The 17,669-nt window shown below is 58.0% G+C and carries 16 protein-coding genes and 2 pseudogenes; 9 read left to right on the forward strand and 9 right to left on the reverse strand.

The genetic code is table 11. The features are described from left to right. The first annotated feature begins 106 nt into the window (after positions 1–106). Positions 107–793 carry a DJ-1/PfpI family protein gene (locus RHM65_RS16105; protein ID WP_322164981.1) on the forward strand — a complete coding sequence of 229 codons (687 nt, stop codon included), beginning with the start codon at positions 107–109 and terminating at the stop codon, positions 791–793. A gap of 34 nt (positions 794–827) precedes the next feature. On the opposite strand, the gene RHM65_RS16110 is transcribed toward RHM65_RS16105, so the two are convergent. Next, positions 828–1,586, reverse strand: coding sequence for an SDR family NAD(P)-dependent oxidoreductase (locus RHM65_RS16110; protein ID WP_322164980.1), 759 nt, complete (start codon positions 1,584–1,586; stop codon positions 828–830). A gap of 121 nt (positions 1,587–1,707) precedes the next feature. On the opposite strand from RHM65_RS16110, the gene RHM65_RS16115 reads away from it, so the two are divergent. Beyond that, positions 1,708–2,613, forward strand: coding sequence for a LysR family transcriptional regulator (locus RHM65_RS16115; RefSeq protein WP_322164979.1), 906 nt, complete (start codon positions 1,708–1,710; stop codon positions 2,611–2,613). Between the two features lie 16 nt (positions 2,614–2,629). Here RHM65_RS16115 and RHM65_RS16120 read toward each other — a convergent pair whose 3' ends face one another. Further along, positions 2,630–3,250: a TetR/AcrR family transcriptional regulator gene (locus RHM65_RS16120; RefSeq protein ID WP_322164978.1), complete on the reverse strand. Its 621-nt coding sequence runs from the start codon at positions 3,248–3,250 to the stop codon at positions 2,630–2,632. Positions 3,251–3,430: 180 nt separating this feature from the next. Here RHM65_RS16120 and RHM65_RS16125 point away from each other — a divergent pair, with 180 nt between their 5' ends. Further along, positions 3,431–4,510 carry an MBL fold metallo-hydrolase gene (locus RHM65_RS16125; protein ID WP_322164977.1) on the forward strand — a complete coding sequence of 360 codons (1,080 nt, stop codon included), beginning with the start codon at positions 3,431–3,433 and terminating at the stop codon, positions 4,508–4,510. A 253-nt stretch (positions 4,511–4,763) separates the two neighbouring features. Here the strand turns inward: RHM65_RS16125 and RHM65_RS16130 are convergent. The 3 genes and pseudogenes from RHM65_RS16130 to RHM65_RS16140 form a co-directional block, all read right to left on the reverse strand. Continuing rightward, positions 4,764–5,045 (reverse strand): annotated as a pseudogene (locus tag RHM65_RS16130) (glutathione binding-like protein); the annotation flags it as partial. 10 nt (positions 5,046–5,055) lie between these two features. Beyond that, complete coding sequence (locus RHM65_RS16135; RefSeq protein ID WP_322164976.1) at positions 5,056–5,196, reverse strand: hypothetical protein; 141 nt, start codon at positions 5,194–5,196, stop codon at positions 5,056–5,058. Positions 5,197–5,217: 21 nt separating this feature from the next. Next, the gene (locus RHM65_RS16140; RefSeq protein WP_322183794.1) at positions 5,218–6,759 is read right to left on the reverse strand and encodes an FAD-dependent oxidoreductase; all 1,542 of its coding nucleotides are present in this window, start codon (positions 6,757–6,759) and stop codon (positions 5,218–5,220) included. 277 nt (positions 6,760–7,036) lie between these two features. On the opposite strand from RHM65_RS16140, the pseudogene RHM65_RS25400 reads away from it, so the two are divergent. From RHM65_RS25400 to RHM65_RS16150, 3 genes and pseudogenes are all read left to right on the forward strand, one after another. Next, positions 7,037–7,804 (forward strand): annotated as a pseudogene (locus RHM65_RS25400) (MCP four helix bundle domain-containing protein); the annotation flags it as partial. Further along, positions 7,799–8,662: a methyl-accepting chemotaxis protein gene (locus RHM65_RS25405; protein WP_416194808.1), complete on the forward strand. Its 864-nt coding sequence runs from the start codon at positions 7,799–7,801 to the stop codon at positions 8,660–8,662. The pseudogene RHM65_RS25400 and the gene RHM65_RS25405, both read left to right, overlap by 6 nt. A gap of 123 nt (positions 8,663–8,785) precedes the next feature. After that, positions 8,786–10,030, forward strand: a complete 1,245-nt coding sequence (locus RHM65_RS16150) for an AGE family epimerase/isomerase (protein WP_322164973.1) — start codon at positions 8,786–8,788, stop codon at positions 10,028–10,030. Positions 10,031–10,362: 332 nt separating this feature from the next. Here the strand turns inward: RHM65_RS16150 and RHM65_RS16155 are convergent, their stop codons facing one another. Next, a complete protein-coding gene (locus RHM65_RS16155; RefSeq protein ID WP_322164972.1) occupies positions 10,363–11,148 on the reverse strand; it encodes an exodeoxyribonuclease III in 786 nt (261 codons plus the stop codon). Positions 11,149–11,204: 56 nt separating this feature from the next. Beyond that, positions 11,205–12,305 carry an AbrB family transcriptional regulator gene (locus RHM65_RS16160; RefSeq protein ID WP_322164971.1) on the reverse strand — a complete coding sequence of 367 codons (1,101 nt, stop codon included), beginning with the start codon at positions 12,303–12,305 and terminating at the stop codon, positions 11,205–11,207. A 126-nt stretch (positions 12,306–12,431) separates the two neighbouring features. Between RHM65_RS16160 and RHM65_RS16165 the strand changes: the two genes are divergently transcribed. Together RHM65_RS16165 and RHM65_RS16170 are read left to right on the forward strand one after the other, a co-directional pair. Further along, complete coding sequence (locus RHM65_RS16165; RefSeq protein ID WP_322164970.1) at positions 12,432–13,334, forward strand: LysR family transcriptional regulator; 903 nt, start codon at positions 12,432–12,434, stop codon at positions 13,332–13,334. 48 nt (positions 13,335–13,382) lie between these two features. Beyond that, positions 13,383–13,610, forward strand: coding sequence for a hypothetical protein (locus tag RHM65_RS16170; RefSeq protein WP_322164969.1), 228 nt, complete (start codon positions 13,383–13,385; stop codon positions 13,608–13,610). 112 nt (positions 13,611–13,722) lie between these two features. Here RHM65_RS16170 and RHM65_RS16175 read toward each other — a convergent pair whose 3' ends face one another. Beyond that, positions 13,723–14,247: a nucleoside 2-deoxyribosyltransferase gene (locus RHM65_RS16175; protein WP_322164968.1), complete on the reverse strand. Its 525-nt coding sequence runs from the start codon at positions 14,245–14,247 to the stop codon at positions 13,723–13,725. Positions 14,248–14,367: 120 nt separating this feature from the next. On the opposite strand from RHM65_RS16175, the gene RHM65_RS16180 reads away from it, so the two are divergent. Continuing rightward, positions 14,368–16,044, forward strand: coding sequence for a VRR-NUC domain-containing protein (locus RHM65_RS16180; RefSeq protein WP_322164967.1), 1,677 nt, complete (start codon positions 14,368–14,370; stop codon positions 16,042–16,044). A gap of 31 nt (positions 16,045–16,075) precedes the next feature. On the opposite strand, the gene RHM65_RS16185 is transcribed toward RHM65_RS16180, so the two are convergent. Next, positions 16,076–17,509 (reverse strand): PLP-dependent aminotransferase family protein, encoded by a 1,434-nt coding sequence (locus tag RHM65_RS16185; RefSeq protein WP_322164966.1) that lies wholly within the window; start codon positions 17,507–17,509, stop codon positions 16,076–16,078. Positions 17,510–17,669: the final 160 nt, after the last annotated feature.

The raw sequence follows: 17,669 nt of genomic DNA on the forward strand, positions 1-17,669 counted from the left end.
ATTGGCGGAAAATGTGGGGTATCTGGCGTATCTGCCAAAGGCTAGCGGACTATATTGATTTCGTCCATCGCCCACACCACGGCGTACTCAGAGAAGGAGGCATCGCATGGCGCTTCACATTGGTTTACTGGTATTTCCCAACGTGCAACAGCTGGACCTGACTGGGCCTTATGAAGTGTTCGCCTCGTTGCCTGAGGTGACCGTGCATCTGGTTTGGAAGACGCTTGCGCCGATTCGCTCCAGCACCGGACTGACCCTCACGCCCGATACTGTTTTTGAAAGCTGTCCGCCTCTGGACGTGATTTGTATTCCTGGGGGGAAGGGTGTCGATGCGTTGATGGAGGACGCCGAGACGCTGGCGTTCATTCAACGTCAGGCGCAGGGTGCGCGCTTTGTGACCTCGGTCTGCACTGGCGCATTGGTGTTGGGAGCGGCGGGTTTGTTGCGGGGCCGGCGCGCGACCACGCATTGGGCGTCACACGGATTGCTCGAAGCGCTCGGGGCGATTCCGGTGCAGGCGCGGGTGGTTCGCGATGGCAACCTGATGACAGGCGGAAGGGTCACGGCGGGGATTGATTTCGCGCTGACCTTGGCCGGGGAATTGTTCGGTGCGCTGGAAGCCCAAGCCACTCAATTGCAACTCGAATATGCGCCTGCGCCGCCGTTTAATGCAGGGCATCCCGAGACGGCGCCCGCTGAGGTACTAGCGTTGGCCGTCAAACGCGGTGCGGCGTCGCTGGCCAACCGTCAGCAGTTGATAGTGCGGGTTGCTGCCAGACTGCACAGCGCCTGAGCCTTCAGGCGCTGCCGGGCTCAAGAACACTCAATTAAAGGAAAACGCCACCGGAGGCTTCGATGCGCTGACCATTGACCCAGCCGTTGCCATCGGCCAATAGCATGGAAATCGCACCGCCAATATCGTCGGGTAAACCCACCCGGCCTAACGCGGTGCCGGAAGCGATGTGTTGATTGACCTGTGGGTTGTCACGCACCAGCCCGCCGCCGAAATCGGTGGCGATAGCGCCCGGCGCCAAGGTGTTGACCCGAATACCCCGTGGCCCCAGTTCTTGCGCCTGATAGCGGGTCAGCACTTCGATGCCGCCTTTCATCATTGCGTAGGCCGCTTTACCGATCATGGAAAAGCGGGTCAGGCCTGAGGAAATATTCACAATCCGGCCCTGATCAGCAATCAGCGGCAGCAGACGTTGGGTCAGGAAAAACGGACCTTTGAGGTGAATGTTCATCATCTGGTCGAACTGCTCTTCACTGGTCTCGGCAAAGCTGGCGTCCATGCCGGTGCCGGCGTTGTTAACCAAAAAGTCGAATGAATCCCGGGAAAAGCTGTTCTTCAGTGCATTGCTGACCGATGAGCCAAACGCGGCAAACGAACTGCTGTCGCCGACGTCCAGTTGCAGCATGACGGCGCGGCTGCCGAGGCCCTCGATTTCGCTGGCGACGGCTTGGGATTCGGCGCTGTTGCTGTGAAATGTGCCAATGATGTCGATGCCTTGGGCGGCGAGGTGCAGGGCGGTGCTTTTGCCCAGGCCGCGGCTGGCGCCGGTGATGAGTGCGATTTTACGGGTCATTGTGCGTTCCTTTTGCTGAAGGGTGATGCGGTGGACGTAGTGTATTTGTCCGCCGCTGCATGATAAACAGGGCTAGATCGGAATCACTGATCGGATAATTCGAACAATCCAAGGGCTGGCGATGAACAAACTTGAGTTATTGAAAACATTCGTCAGGGTCACCGAGCTGTCGAGTTTTACTCAAGCGGGGGAAAGCCTTGGCCTGCCGCGATCAACGGTTTCCGAACACGTGCAAGCGCTGGAAGTCTTGATGGGCACGCAGTTATTGCACCGCACCACCCGCAAAGTGCAGGTCACCCAAGACGGCTTGGTATTGTATGACCGTAGCAAAAGTTTGCTGTCGAGCATGGACGAACTCGAAGGTTTATTTCGGCAGGAGGGCGCGGTATTGGCCGGACGTTTGCGGGTGGACATGCCCAGCTCATTGGCGCGCAAATTATTTATGCCGCGGCTGCCTGAGTTCGTTGCCCGTCATCCGCAAATCGATTTGGAAATCAGCAGCACCGATCGGCGGGTTGATCTGGTGCGGGAAGGGTTTGATTGTGTGTTGAGAGTGGGTGCACAACCGGATCAATCGGTTATCGCACGGTCGATTGGGCGGGTCACGATGATCAATTGCGCGAGCCCAAGCTATTTGCGTAGGTATGGGGTGCCGCACACCCTCGACGACTTGGCCCGGCATCGCTTGGTGCATTACGTGGGGGTCTTGGGCGCCCGCTCAGATGGATTTGAATACCTGCACAACGGCAAGGTGCGGCGAGTGCCGATGGCGGGCTGTATCACGGTCAATAACACCGAGACCTACGAATCTGCCTGCCGTGCGGGCCTTGGTCTGGTGCAGGTTCCACGGATGGGCGCGCGTGAGTTTCTGGCCAGCGGCGAATTCGTGTCGGTATTACCTGATTACGTGCCCGCGCCAATGGAGGTGTCGCTGCTCTACGCCCGGCAACAGCACATACCGGAGCGGCTCAGGGTGTTCATGCAATGGCTGGAGGTATTGTTTCGCGAGCACGCGCAGGATGCCTGAGCGTTTATGCCTATTTTTAGGCGGCTGTCGGGATTTCGTACCAGCCCAGGAACAGGTCCAGGGTGGATTCAATCACCGAGCCCTGAACCCCTGGAACCAACGTTTCGGCGCCCAGGGTGATCTGCGGCCAAAACGCGAACGCTTTCATCAACGCGTGAATCTGAGTCGCGGCGAAACTGGGATCAACTGCTTTGAAACGGCCGTCCAGTTGCGCGGCGCGAATCCAGGCGTTGAAGCTTTCTTCGCGCTCATTTAACCGCGAGACCATGTTCTGCGCGCGCTCCGGGGAGTGAATCGTGGCGGCAATGGCCACCCGGGCCAGGTCGATGAAGTTGCTGTCAGCCAGCGTCCGCATTTTCGACTCCAGCAGGGCCTTAAGCTGATCGCGCAGAGGGAGCTCAGGGTGGTAAGTCATGTCTTGCAGCTCAGTGCTGCTGGTCCACAACTGCTGAAGGATTTCGGAAAACAATTCCTCTTTGCTTGGAAAGTGGTTGTACACCGTACGTTTGGACACCTCCGCTAACGCGGCGATTTTGTCCATGCTGGTGACTTCAAACCCATTGACGCGAAATTCGGCAATGGCCGCCTGAACAATGGCTTCGCGTTTTCGGTCGGTCAGGCGTAGGGGCGCTTTCATAAAAATTCGCTTCAGACGGGCGGATTGAAAAAATTACACTTGGTAGTTTACTTGTCACCAGAGATGTCGCAAGCTTAAAACTACACTGTGTAGTGTAGTTCTGCACCTGAAACGTTCTACCGGTCATCCTCGTTCATCAAGATCCAGGAACCTCATCCTGCTCCTTGGAGTCAGCTTTTCATGACTAATACATTGCATTCCGCTAAAGCCGCCGCTCCGGTGATGGATTCTTTGCAGCAAGAAGGGCGCTACCGCAATCACGCACCGACGCACCGACTGGGGTTTCTAAAAACCTTGCGCGTGTTCTGGATGGCGTTCTTCGGCAAGCCCGCACACACCCGTCCAGCAGGCGACATCCCGGTGCAGCCGCTGTCCCGTCAGCAGTTGCTCGCGGCGCCCAATAACAGCGTATTCCGCTTGGGGCACTCGACCATATTGCTCAAACTGCGCGATCAATTTTGGTTGACCGACCCGGTGTTTGCCGAGCGCGCCTCTCCGGTGCAATGGGCCGGGCCGCAGCGATTCCATCAGCCGCCCATCAGCCTCGAGGAACTGCCGCCGATCAAAGCCGTGATTCTTTCGCACAACCATTACGACCACCTCGATCACATGGCGATCAAGGCGTTGATCCACAAGACCGAACATTTTCTGGCGCCCACTGGGGTGGGGGACACCTTGATCGAATGGGGCGTGCCGGCAGAAAAAGTACGGCAGCTGGACTGGTGGCAGTCCACTGAAATTGGCGGTTTAACCTTTGTCGCTACACCGTCGCAGCACTTTTCCGGGCGTACGTTACTCGACGGCAACAAGACGCTGTGGGCGTCGTGGGTGATGATTGATAACGGTCAGAAAATTTTCTTCAGTGGCGACAGCGGGTATTTCAAAGGTTTCAAACAGATCGGTGACCGCTTTGGGCCGTTCGACCTGACGCTGATGGAAACCGGCGCGTACAACGTCGATTGGCCTGACGTGCACATGCAGCCCGAGCATACCCTGCAAGCACACATCGACCTGCGCGGCCGCTGGCTATTGCCGATCCATAACGGCACCTTCGACTTGGCCATGCATGCCTGGCACGAACCTTTCGATCGTATTCTCGCACTGGCTTGGGAAAAGAATATCGCTATCAGCACGCCGCAGATGGGCCAACCGTTCTACCTGGACTACCCCACCCGCGGGCATGCCTGGTGGTTAGGGGTTAAAGGGGTGGTTGAGACAAGTGCGGGCGATGGTGAGGCTCACGGGGTTCGAGGGCTGTAGGGGATGTTTTTGTGTGGGTCGAGGTTGCAGCGTGTCAGGACGGAAGCCTTCCCGAATAAATTCGGTCCCACAGTTTTGGTGCTGCACAGATTCTGTAAGAGCTGCCGAAGGCTGCGATAAGGTCCGAAGGACCTTCGCCAACAAGTTGGCTCCTACAGATAGTTGCCCGCCCATCAATCTCCTGCGAATTGAGTATCAAATTGCGGAAAGCGAAACCATAAGTTCAGCAACCACAAAGGCCGGATATACACCCTCACGCCATCCCATTCCGGCCATAGGTCATGAACGCCGGCCGTTGACTCAAACGTTCGTAATACGCACGAACCGCCGGAAATTCCGCGTGTTGCAATGGGGTTTCGTACCAGCGATTCACCGACAACCCCAGCAGGATGTCGGCCAGGGAAAATTGCTCGCCCGTGATGTAACCCCCCGTGGCTTCCAGCGCCTGATTGAGAATTGCGATCTGCCTGGCCCAATCGCGGCAGGATTCGGCGATGGCGTTTGGATCTTGAGACGTCGGCATATTTCGCACCAAACCCGCATTATTACGAAAGATCCTTGGGATCGGGTGGGGTGGTGGGGCGCGGTTTTTCGCCCTCTTGGTTGAGTTTTTTATTGCGCTCGCCCACATCACCGACTTCTTTAGGCGTTTGAGCAGCGTCACTGCGTGTGGTGTTTTGAGTCATGGTGAATGTCTCCTCGATTAATCACTGGCTGATGGAGCGAATCAACCGCCGAGCTTCGTCTACCGCCAGCGGCTGCTTCATTCGTTCTGCAAATAACGCCATCGCCCGTTGGTATTGGCAGGCGACGATGGCGGCGACCATGCCGTTTTGACTCAACAGGGCAATGAAATTGTAGTGTTCTGGCGAGCCTTCAAAAACGATGTTGTCCCAGGTTTCAGCGTGGCCCAGGTAATCAAAGCGTTTGCCAAAGTGGTAAGTCCAGAAGAACGGCACGTCAGCGTATTGTTCATGCGCCCCGAGCATGTTGTGCGCTGCGACCCGGGCCTGTTGTTGGGCCAGCCGCCAATGTTCGATGCGATGCGGTTTGCCCGACAACGGAAAGGTAACGATGTCGCCCGCCGCCCATAAGCCCTCGGCAACCTGCATGCCCGCGTCCACCCGCAATGAGCCGTCGTGCTCGCGGTTGACGCCCTCGACCCATTCGATTGCCGGGCTGACACCGATGCCAATCAACGCTAATTCAGCGTCAAGCCGCTCGCCGGTATTCAGCACCACCGTCTCAAGATTCCCGGTGCCTTCAAAACGCGCCACATCAACATGGCTGCGAAACAGCACGCCGTTTTGCTCGTGCAGGTGACGAATAGCGCGGCCGATGCGGTCGCCAAACTGCGCAATGAACGGCGCTTCATGGCGCGCCAGCACCGTCACCGACATTCCGCGTTTGCGCAACGCCGAGGCGGCTTCGAGCCCTATAAAGCTGTCGCCGATAATCACCGCTTGAGCGGAGGGCGGCGCCGCTTGCAGAATCCACTCGGCGTCTTGCCGGGTGCGCAGCAACAACACTTCTGGCAAATCGGCGCCGGGCACGTCCAGCGAATGGGGTTTTCCGCCGGTGACCAGTAGCGCCGCGTGGTACTCGATAGGCTGCTCGTCAGCCTCGTTGACACGCACGGTCAGGCGTTTGGCTGAAACTTCCAGCCGCGTGACCTCGCCGTGAATTCGCTCGATACGCTGCTGGCGGTAAAACGCTTCATCGCGCAGTGGAGGGATTTTGTCCGGTTTCATGTCGCCGGCGATGACAAATTTGCTCAGCGCGGTACGGTCGTAACCGGGCTGGAACTCACGGTCGATCAACAGTAGACGACCCCCAAAGCCTTTAGCCCGTAACGCGGCAGCGGCTGCAGTTCCGGCAGCTCCGGCACCGATGATCGCAAAGCAACGCTCATCGTTCACCACGGCAGCGGACGTGGGCAGGGGCCGGTCGTCTATTCGCACTTCGCCGTCCACGACGTACGCCGGGTAGCGCAACAGGTTATCCAGCGCGGGCGGTTCGCACAACGTGCCGTCCTCAATCGAAAACGCGCCTTTATGCCACGGGCAAATCAGCCTGCCGTTGCACACCGCGCCATCAGCGAGCGGCGCGCCAGCGTGGGGGCAGCTCGCTTGATAAGCACGGACCTGGTTGCCCATCCTCAGCAACAGAAATGTTTGCTCGCCAATTTCAACCTGGGTGCCCCGGTCATGACGCAGGTCGGCGAAACGGGCGACTGGATGTATGGCCATGGACGTTCTCCAGACAGGCTATTTCCCTTATGAGTCAGCGTGTTTAGTGAGGTTCAGTGCAAATGAGCGCTGCCGGCCTGCAACTTGGCTACGTTCGTCGGAGAAGTGCCACATTCGTTTGGAGGGAAGCCAAGGCGTACCTGATCTCAAGGGGTTTTAGGGTCAGGTATTCACGGATTTCCCCTAAAGATGCATTGAGCTCAGTCGATAGCTCGTTAGCTGTCGTACGACATCCTAGGTCAGCGTCCTACCTCCCAAAAACAAAGAGTCTACGGTCATGAACCTTCGCAATTTGACCATCGCCCGCCGCGCGGGCCTTGGTTTCGCTTTGATTTCCCTGCTGGTTGCGCTGCTTGGTTGGTTTGCGTTGATGCAAATGTCGACGATTCGTCAGAGTGAAGTCGCGGTTGAAAGCAAATGGATGCCGAGCATCCGGGTGGTGAATGACATCCGTGAATTGATGCTGCGCATTCGGACTATTTCTCTGCGCATGGCGTTAGACCCTGACCCTGGTCACCTCAGCGAATACCGCAGCCAAATGGACGTGCGCAATCAGGACCTGGCAAAAAAACTCGACACCTTCGCGGCCTTCGTCAGCGCTCCGCAAGAGCGGCAACTGACGGATCAATTCAAGCTGACGTTGGCCGATTATCAGCGCGGCATTGCTCAGTCTTTTGCCTTGGCCCAACAAAATAATCCACCGGCGCTGATCAAGTTGCTGTTGGTCGACATGAAGCAAATCGTCGATGGCTCCGGCAAACAGCTCAGCGACTTGAGTGACTTCTACGCCAAACAGGTCGATCTGGAAGGCGTTAACGCTCAGGCGCAATACAGCCATTCAAGCAACGTAGTGCTGATTTTTGTGGTTGGCGTTGCGTTGGGCACGATTGTATTGGCTTGGTTGCTGACCCGCAGCATCGTCGGGCCGCTGGAAGAGGCGGTTATCGCCGCCGAGCACGTGCCCAAAGGCGACCTGACCCAGCGCATTCGCATCGTCGGTAAAGACGAGGTAACCCGGTTATTGCAGGCGCTGGAGCAGATGCAAAGCAATTTACGCACGACGCTGCGTCAGATCGGCAATTCAGCCACGCAGTTGGCGTCGGCCTCCACTGAACTGAACTCGGTGACCGAGAACAGCAACCGTGGCCTACAGCAGCAAAATGCTGAAATCGAACAGGCGGCGACGGCGGTCAACCAGATGACCTCGGCGGTTGAAGAGGTGGCGCGCAACGCCGTCTCGACCTCCGAAGCCTCCACCCAGTCCAACAACTCGGCCATGGCCGGGCAAGCGCGGGTCCTCGACACGGTGCAGGCCATCGAAGCCCTGGCCAGCAACGTAGAAAACACCTCGACGCTGGTGCAGAGCCTGGCCGATCAATCCCAGGACATCGGCAAAGTCCTCGACGTCATCCGCTCGATTGCCGACCAGACCAACTTGCTGGCCTTGAATGCGGCCATTGAAGCAGCGCGGGCGGGTGAATCGGGTCGTGGTTTCGCGGTGGTGGCCGATGAAGTGCGGGCCTTGGCGCACCGCACCCAGCAATCAACCCTTGAGATCGACAAAATGGTCACCGCCATGCGCAGCGGTTCGGCGCAGGCGTTGGAGTCGATGCACACCAGCCGCGAGCGGGCCGGGTCAACCTTGCAACTGGCAAAAGGCGCGGGGGAATCGCTGACTGACATCACCCACTCCATCAACCAGATCTCCGAGCGAAATATGGTGATCGCCAGTGCCGCCGAAGAGCAGGCGCAAGTGGCTCGGGAAGTGGACCGCAACATCGTCAATATTCGCGACCTGTCGATGCAGTCCGCTACGGGTGCACATCAGATCAGCGTTGCCGGTAACGAGCTGTCGCGTTTGGCTGCCGAACTGAATCAAGTGGTAACACGCTTCCACGTCTGACCGGTGACGCTGGGTGACATTCCTGTGCTTGCACCCGGCAAGCCTCAGCACGCATGATCTGGCCTTTGCTGACGGCGTCACGGTCAGCGGCCGAATCGGTTTGTCACGGAGGCTCTGTCGTCGATGGAAGAGGTAAATCACGGTTTTAGCAGTTGGTTGCAGGCCCCGGGGCATGCGGCGTGGTTGGCGCAGGAAGGCATTCGATTGTTGGCGTTCGCCAAGGCCGCAAAATTACCCCAAGGCTTCGGCAATCTGGACGATGAAGGGCATCTGCCCGAGCACGCTCGAGCTGAAACCATGAACACTGCGCGCATGACCCACAGTTTTGCCTTGGCGCACATCGCCGGTATTCCGGGCTGTTCGGCGCTGATCGATCATGGGATTGCGGCGCTCCGTGGTCCGTTACGCGACGCCGAGCATGGCGGCTGGTTTGCCACGGCGCTGGCGCAAGGCACTGACGACGGGAAAGCTGCCTACCTGCATGCCTTCGTCGCACTGGCAGCCAGTTCAGCGGTTGTTGCCGACCGACCCGGTGCAAGCGAGTTATTGGCGGACGCCATCGACGTTCTGGAAACCCATTTCTGGAGCGCCGAAGAAGGCGCGTTGCGCGAATCCTTCGCCCGGGACTGGAGTCATGAGGAAGCCTATCGCGGCGCCAACAGCAACATGCACGGCACCGAAGCCTTTCTGGCACTGGCGGATGTCACCGGCGACAGCAAATGGCTGGACCGCGCGCTGAGCATTGTCGAGCGGGTGATTCATACCCATGCCGCCACCAATGGCTTTCAGGTGGTGGAGCATTTCAGCCTGGATTGGCAGGCCTTGCCGGACTACAACCAAGACAATCCTGCGGACGGCTTTCGACCTTTTGGCACCACGCCGGGCCATGCCTTCGAATGGTCGCGGTTGCTGCTGCACCTCGAAGCGGCACGCCGCCAGGCGCAACTGCCCACACCGGATTGGTTACTGGAAGACGCCACATTATTGTTCGACGGCGCCTGTCGGTATGGCTGGAACGTCGATAACGCCCCTGGAATTGTCTACACGCTGGACTGGCAAAACCGTCCGGTGGTCGGTCACCGTCTGCACTGGACCCACGCCGAAGCCTGCGCGTCGTCAGCGGCGTTGTTGCAACGCACCGGCGAAAAGCAGTACGAGGACTGGTATCGGTTGTTTTGGGAATTCAACGAAACCTACTTCATCGACCGCATTCACGGCAGCTGGCGTCACGAGCTAAACCCACAAAACCAGCCCAGCGCCGATATCTGGCCCGGCAAACCGGACCTGTATCACGCCTACCAAGCGACGCTTTTGCCGTTGTTGCCGTTGGCGCCGAGTTTGGCCACGGGGCTTGCTCGGTTGGGGTGAGACCTGAGATCGACGGCCGCGCTGTCGCACAGCAAACAACTGTAGGCGCGCGCTTGCCCGCGATCGACTGCGCAGCGGTCGTAAATCAGGCAACTCGGTTGTTTCAGTGAAATCGAATCAGCCCGTTGGGACCGCTTCGCGATCCATCGCAGCCTTCGGCACCTCCTACAGAAATCTGTGCAGCGCCAAAAACCGTGGGACCGAATTTATTCGGGAAGGCTTCAGTCGTGACACGCTGCAACCTCAAACCACACAAAGTGCCAACCAGTTTGCTGCGCGACAGCGCAGCGTCGACGACGTGGCGGACCCTCCTACAGAACATCCGCCAGTGCTCACTCAATCGCCAATTCAACCCACGTCGGCGCATGGTCGCTGGCGTGGGGCAGGTCGCGGGGCCAGCGGTCGACGCCGGCGTTTTTCAAGCGGGGCGCAAGTTCGGCGTTGAGCAGCAGATGGTCGATGCGCAGGCCAGAGTTGGTCTCCCAGTGCTTGCGAAAGTAATCCCAGAAGGTATAGATCCGCTCATCCGGGTAGCGGGCGCGCAAAGCGTCGGTCCAGCCCTGAGCCAGCAGGCGCTGAAAGCACTCGCGGCTTTCGGGCTGTAACAGCGCGTCTTTCAGCCATGAACGGGTGTTGTAAATATCTTCGTCGGTGGGAATCACGTTGTAGTCACCGGCCAGCACTACCGGGTGGCCGCTGTCATACAAGCCCGCAGCGTGCTCGATCAACTTTTCAAACCATGCCAGTTTGTACTCGAATTTCGGCCCCGGCTGCGGATTGCCGTTGGGCAGATACAAACAACCCACGATGACCCCATGCACGGTGGCTTCCAGATACCGGCTGTGGGTGTCTTTTTCATTGCCCGGCAACCCGCGACGAATCTCCAGCGGGTCCATGCCTTTGGCCAGGATCGCCACGCCATTCCACGATGATTGCCCGTGCCAAATCGCCCCGTAACCCGCTTCACGAATGTCATCAATGGGGAAGGCCAAATCGGTCGCCTTCAGTTCCTGCAAACACACCACGTCTGGTGCTTCACGCGCCAGCCACGCCAATAGAATGGGCAGCCGTGCGCGAATGCCGTTGATATTAAACGTAGCAATCTTGAGCAGATTCATTGGCGGCGTCTCAGTGGGCGGATCTCAGTGATTTGAGGGGCACCGCCGCGAGAGATTCAATGTGTCACGCTGACCGCGGCGGTCTTTTTTTCCGTCAGCCGAATGATCTGCCGGGCAAAGAAGCCGCCGCTGACGATAACCCCAAACAGCCGCAAGGTTTGCATCGCCAGCACAAAACCAACGTCCGAGTGGGTGTCCATGGCGATGATCGCCATAGAGTCCAGACCACCGGGGCTGGTGGCGAGGTAAACCGAGAGAAAGTCTTTGTTCATCCATTCGGCAAGCAGCCAGGCCGACAGCGAACACAGCAGGATCAACAGCAGCGAGCCGAGAATCATCGCGGGTAAACGTCGCCACACATACAGCACGGCGGGCCGGTCAAACCGCAGGCCGATGTAGCAACCAATGGCGCCGTAAGCAAAGGCGAGCAGCCAATGCGGCAAGTTGATTTGCAGCAATCCGCTGAGCTGCAGCGCGCTGCCGATCAACAGCGGCAGCAGCAGCGCCCCCGCCGGGATTCTGGAACTCAGCCCGACACCGACCACAATCGCCAGCACGCTAAGGGCAATACTGAGCCAGTCGGAACCGTGGGAGACCGCCGCGCTGGCCTGCGCCACTGCGACGCCAGTGTCTGCACCGATCAAGTGGCTGACCAATGCGCCCAGCATCACCACGCACACCACTCGCACGTACTGCATGGTCGCGACCACCCGGGAATCAGCGCCGGACTCTTCGGACATGGCGACCATCGCCGACGCCGCGCCAGGCGATGTACCCCAGGCGGCGGTGCTACCGTCGAAGCCTGCATAACGCACCAAAACCAAACCGACGACGCTACTCAGCAGAATCGTTAGCACCGTGGCAAATAGCATGAAGTGCCACGAGTGAGCGACGGTCGCCAGTACCGAAACGGTCATGGCATGCGCCACCAGCATGCCCACGAAGCCTTGGCCTATGCGAAATGCCTGCTTATGAAGACGGATGGACGCGCCACAAACACCGAACGCGATGGCAACCAGCATGGGCCCGAGAAATAGCGCGGCGGGGATATTCCAATATTTGAGGAGTTGGCCAGAAGCGCCAGCCAGTGAGATCAAACCAAGCCACTGAACGTAAATCGGTTGGGTATGCAGCGAAAAATCTGACACGCGAGACACAGAGTTTCTCCAGAGCATCGGTTTTCCTCGTGGAATATTTACCAACGCAGCGCATGCAGTATCGACAGCTCAACCGATCAAGTCTATTTTCTAATAGTCATGAATCGATAACTTTGGTTGATCAATATGGACCTGCGAGACCTCACGTATTTTGAAACCATTGCCGAGTTGGGGCACTTGGGACGCGCGGCGCAGAAGCTCAACCGCAGCCAACCGGCACTGACCAAAAGCATTCAGCGATTGGAAGAATCGTTCGGCACCAAACTGTTCCAGCGCGATGGTCGACGGATCAAGCTGACGCCGGTGGGGGAGTTGCTCCAGGCGCGGGGCAAACAGTTGCAACAAAGCATCGCCGAGACCCAACGCGAAGTGCGCGATTTCGCCAGCGGCGTTGTAGGTAACATTCGCCTGGGTTGCGCGGCGACCATGGCCGAATACCTGCTGCCTGAACTGACGGCGACGCTGTTGCAGCGTGCTCCGGACATCACGCTGAAACTGGTGATTGGCCAAGATGACTTGTTAAGTGACCTGCTTCGCTCCGGGCAACTGGACATGATCATTTGTCCGTTGATCACCCGCGACGAACAATTCGTCAGTTTTCCGGTATTGGAAGATGAAGCAGTAGTAGTGGCCAGTCACAACCATCCGATTTTCGCGACCCAGATTCAGATGAGCGATTTGTGCAATTACCGATGGATATTGCCGCCTATGAGCGTGTCGTCACGGCAGTGGGTGGACGCGGCGTTTCGCGCTAATCAGCTGCCGGTGCCGTCGGTCCAGGTTGAAACTAATTCGATTTCGCTGCTGCCACGGCTGATCGCTCAAACCAATCTGTTGAGTTTCATCGCACGGGAGACGCTGGAATTCGGTGCGGGCATGAAGCATTTACGCGAAGTACCGCTGGCGCAAACCACGATGAAACGCACCATTGGCCTGACATTGCGCCTTGGCGGCTATTTGTCACCGGCGGCGCACTCCATGGTTCAGATGCTGCGCGACAGCAATGGGCACTTTTTTAACGCCGACTGATGGGGTTAACCTGTAGTCAAACCTCTGTGAGCCAGGGAGACACACCTGATGAATACAAACACCTACTTGAGCACGCACACTCAGGCGTTACCTTTTATGTTTGGCGGCGATCAATCGCCGCTCAACGATTCCGACGCCGATGAAGACGACACTTATGGCGGCTACGGCGGTGACGTCGATATCGATCTGGAAGACCTGAGGCTTGAAGAGTTCAGCGACTCAGACAAACTCGACTCCACCCATGGCGGCGACGTCGGGTCTTCTTCACTGAGCTGAAGCCATGGGTCTTGACACCCTTCGGCAGCGCCTACAAGCCCGGCGCTTGCGCGGCTGCTCCCACAGGATTTTCGGCTGTTTGCGTTCGTCTGCGTCAATGAGGTCCCAGATATTACAAGGGTTGGGCGCCACCCTCAGCAGCCAAATACCGCGCCATTTCAACCACCGCTTCTTCGGCCGTTGCGCTTGCGCCTGCCCAGCTACAGGCCAGCATCAAATTACGCGGCAGGCCGAAGTCTTCCACCATGAGCCCATTCGCATCAAACCCTTCTTGATCATGACTCACCAATTCGCGCAGCGAACCGATTGGGTCGAAATAAGCCCACACTGGTTTGCCCAACGCCACGGCCATGCCGACTTCGAACACCGTGCCAGAGTCCGGTTCCAGGCCACGAAACACATTCAAATTAGCCAACACCCCGGTGCAGCGCCGGAGCATGACGATGTTCATTGCGCAGATCTGTTGCGCCGTCGCTTCTGGCGTTCGATCTTCGGTGACGTCGTTGTCGAACGGATACAAACCTTCAAGCCCATGGTCCGCGCACAGCGCCTTGAGGTAGCGGCCGTGCTCAATGGCGTCCGGCCGAAAAACGTCGAAACCTGCCAAATAAACCTGCGGTGCAGAGAATTTTTTCATAGTAAGTTCCCTTGGTTTTTGCCATGCGTCGATTCTAGCTTGCCTGTGTGAACCTGCGCTGGTATCTGTACGGATAACCAGTGCTCATCAATGTGCCATCAGCTTATGTGAATAAAATCTGTGAACAGCAGTCCCCTCGACAACCCGTTTTATTACCTCGTTAATTTCCAGCATGTGCTGGAGTGGATTGCCGAGCGTTATACCGATGTGCTCGACCGCACTGAGCGTCAGTTCATCAATGACTTTATTGACCTGCCCCAGACCGCTCAAGGCCTGCTGGTACGTATGGTCATGCGCAAGGGCACGTTGTTTCGCGCCAGCAAATTGAGCTACGCGGAAATAGGCGATCCGGCATCAGCGGTCCAACCGTTGCTGAAAAAAGGCTGGGTGGACCCACGACCAGCAATCAGCCTGGACGAGCTATTCGGGCTGCTGCGCAAGGCCGAGGTCGTTACGTGTTTCACATCCCATGGAATTAAAATCGCGGATAAAAAGACCGCGATGTTTGAACGGTTGCACGCGCTTTACCCCGAGCCGCAGCCCATCGATCAGTGGCACCGTGGATTCGATGAACCGGTGTATGGCCTTACCGTCATGGCTCTTTGCGAGCGGTTGCGGCTGCTGTATTTCGGCAACCTGCATCAAGAATGGTCCGAGTTTGTGCTCGCAGATTTGGGCGTCTACCGCTACGAAAAGGTCGAATTTACTGCCGAGTCTCGCGGTATCAATGAGCGCGCGGACATCGACACCTGTTTGCAGCTGCACCGTTGTCGGCAAGCGTTGGAGCTGCCAAACACGCTCCAAGCACTGACGGCATTGGCGCAGCAAGCGCTTGTGGTCGAGAGTCGCAGTCCGTGGCTGAACATGCGTCGAGCCAAGCTGCTGTTTCAGATCGGTCAACAGGCTGAACGGTTGCAGGAGTGGTCTTTAGCGCTGGCGGTGTATGAGCAGGGCGAGTACCCCGGTGCGCGCTTGCGGCGGATTCGGGTGTTGGAGCGCAGCGCTGACTACTCAGCGGCCATGGTCTTGCTCGAAAGTGCGCAAACGGCGCCTGAAAATGCCGCCGAAGCCCAAGGCTTGATGCGCATCTTGCCGCGTCTGCAACGCAAACTGGGTTTGCCGGCCGAGCGTCGGCGCAGTGCCAACGTCCTCAGTCGCCTCGATATAACAGTTTCCCAAGCCCTGGACCTGAGCGTGGAGCAGATGATTCAGCGGCATTTGGCCGATGACGTCGGACCGGTTTACTACGTCGAAAATACGCTGATCAACTCACTGTTCGGTTTGCTCTGTTGGCCGGCGATTTTTGCGCCGCTGCCGGGGGCTTTTTTTCACCCATTTCACAGCGCCCCCAGCGACCTTTACAGCCCGGACTTCTATCAGCGTCGAGCGGCTTTATTTGATGATTGTCTGCAACAGCTGGATTCCCAGGCGTACCAAACCACTGTTCGCCAGCACTTTAAAACCAAACAAGGCCTGCAATCGCCGTTTGTCTTTTGGGGCACATTGACCGAGGAGTTATTGGAGCATGCGCTGCACTGCTTGCCCGCCGATCACCTGCGCCACTGGTTTCGCCGGCTGTTGTTGGACATCAAGGCCAATCGCAGCGGCATGCCCGACCTGATCCAGTTTTACCCAGCCGAGCAGCGCTATCGAATGATCGAAGTCAAAGGCCCCGGCGACCGTCTACAGGACAACCAATTGCGCTGGCTGGATTTTTGCGCCGAGCACGGCATGCCAGTGGTGGTGTGTTACGTGCAGTGGTCGGCGGAGCTGCCAGTCATTTGCCCAGCGGCGTGAATCCGGCCAAGGTCAGTAGGCCAGTCTCGACTCAGGCCATGGCCTCCAGCAACGACTTTAGCCGGTCCAGGGAGGGGTCGATGTCCAGGGTTTCAATGGCGCCGAAACCCATTAGCAAGCCGGGTTTTTCTTCGGTGGCGTAGAAGAACGGCGCCAAGGAATACAGGCCGATGTCGGCCTTCTTCGCTCGCTCAATCAGCCGCGCAATGTCTATTGGCACCTTGCACAGCAGCGCCATGTGAAACCCTGCCATGGAGGGCACGGCTACAAACCAAGGCGCCAGGTCGCTATGGACGCGGGACAGAAGGCGTTCGCGGCGCCCCGCATAAATTCCATGACAACGGCGTATGTGCTTGAGCAGGTAGCCGTCTGAAATGAACTTGGCCAACGCCCACTGAGGCAACGTCGAGGTGTGCCAGTCGGTGAGCTGTTTGGCAATGATGACCGCTTCGATAATCGCCGGAGGCAGCACCGCATAGCCAAGGCGCAACTGGGGCAGCAGGGTTTTCGAGAAGGTTCCGACATACGCCACGATTCCGAGTTCGTCCATGCTCTGCAGGGAATCGGTCGGGCGCCCCTCGTAACGGAATTCGCTGTCGTAGTCGTCCTCTATGATCACCGCACCCAGTTCGCGCGCGCGTTCCAACAGGGCTTCCCGGCGTGCCTGACTCATGGGCATGCCCAGCGGGAACTGATGCGAAGGCGTGACATAAATCAGCCGTGTGCCGTCAGGAATCAGCTCGACACAGATGCCCTCGCTGTCCACGGGTATCCCCACTACGTTTGCGCCCTGGGCTGAAAACAACAGGCGTGCCGGTGTGTAACCGGGGTCTTCCATGGCGACGATATTGCCGGGCTGAATCAACACCCGTGAAATCAGGTCCAGCGCTTGTTGGGCGCCGTTGCACACCACGATATCGTTATCGACGCAGACAACGCCGCGGGAAAACGAAACGTGCTGGGCAATAGCTTCGCGCAACGCCGGCAAGCCTTCGGGCTGGCTATAAAAGCCCGGTGAACGAGCAATCTGCCGCAGGGCGTATTGCGTGCAGCGGCGCCACTCTTGTTCGGGGAACTGGAGTCTGTTCGTTGCCCCACCAATGAAATCGCAACGGGAGGTGCCCATCATCGCCGGGTGGCGGATCGGGGATTGCAGGTCTTGCCAGTGTTGAATCAGTTCGGCGCTGGCGAAATCCGATCGGCTTTGCTTGGGGCGTTTTGTCGCTAGGCGAGCGTTGACAAAGGTACCGCTGCCGATTTTACCCACCAGGTAGTTTTCGTACGTCAGTAGGGAGTAGGTGTCGGAAACGGTTTTGCGTGAAATACCCAGTTGTTCCGCCAGCAAACGGCTGGGGGGGAGTCGGGCGCCAGTGGCCAATCTGCCGGACTCAATTGCCTCACGTAGCTGCTGATAGAGCTGGCTCGCCAAGTCCTTGCGCCCTTTGATTACAACGTGCAGTTCCATAGGTGAGGCCTCTTAATCCACGTGCCCGATAAACCGTTGGATCAGCCAGCTGGCAAAGGGCCCTGGCGGGGTGTCGGTGCGGTAGATGAGGTCGACGTTATACGGGCTACTGCTGATTTTAGGTAGTTGAAGCTGCACCAGCCGACAGCTGTCGAATTTT

The sequence above is a fragment of the Pseudomonas sp. CCI4.2 genome, assembly GCF_034350045.1.
Taxonomy (GTDB): Bacteria; Pseudomonadota; Gammaproteobacteria; order Pseudomonadales; family Pseudomonadaceae; genus Aquipseudomonas.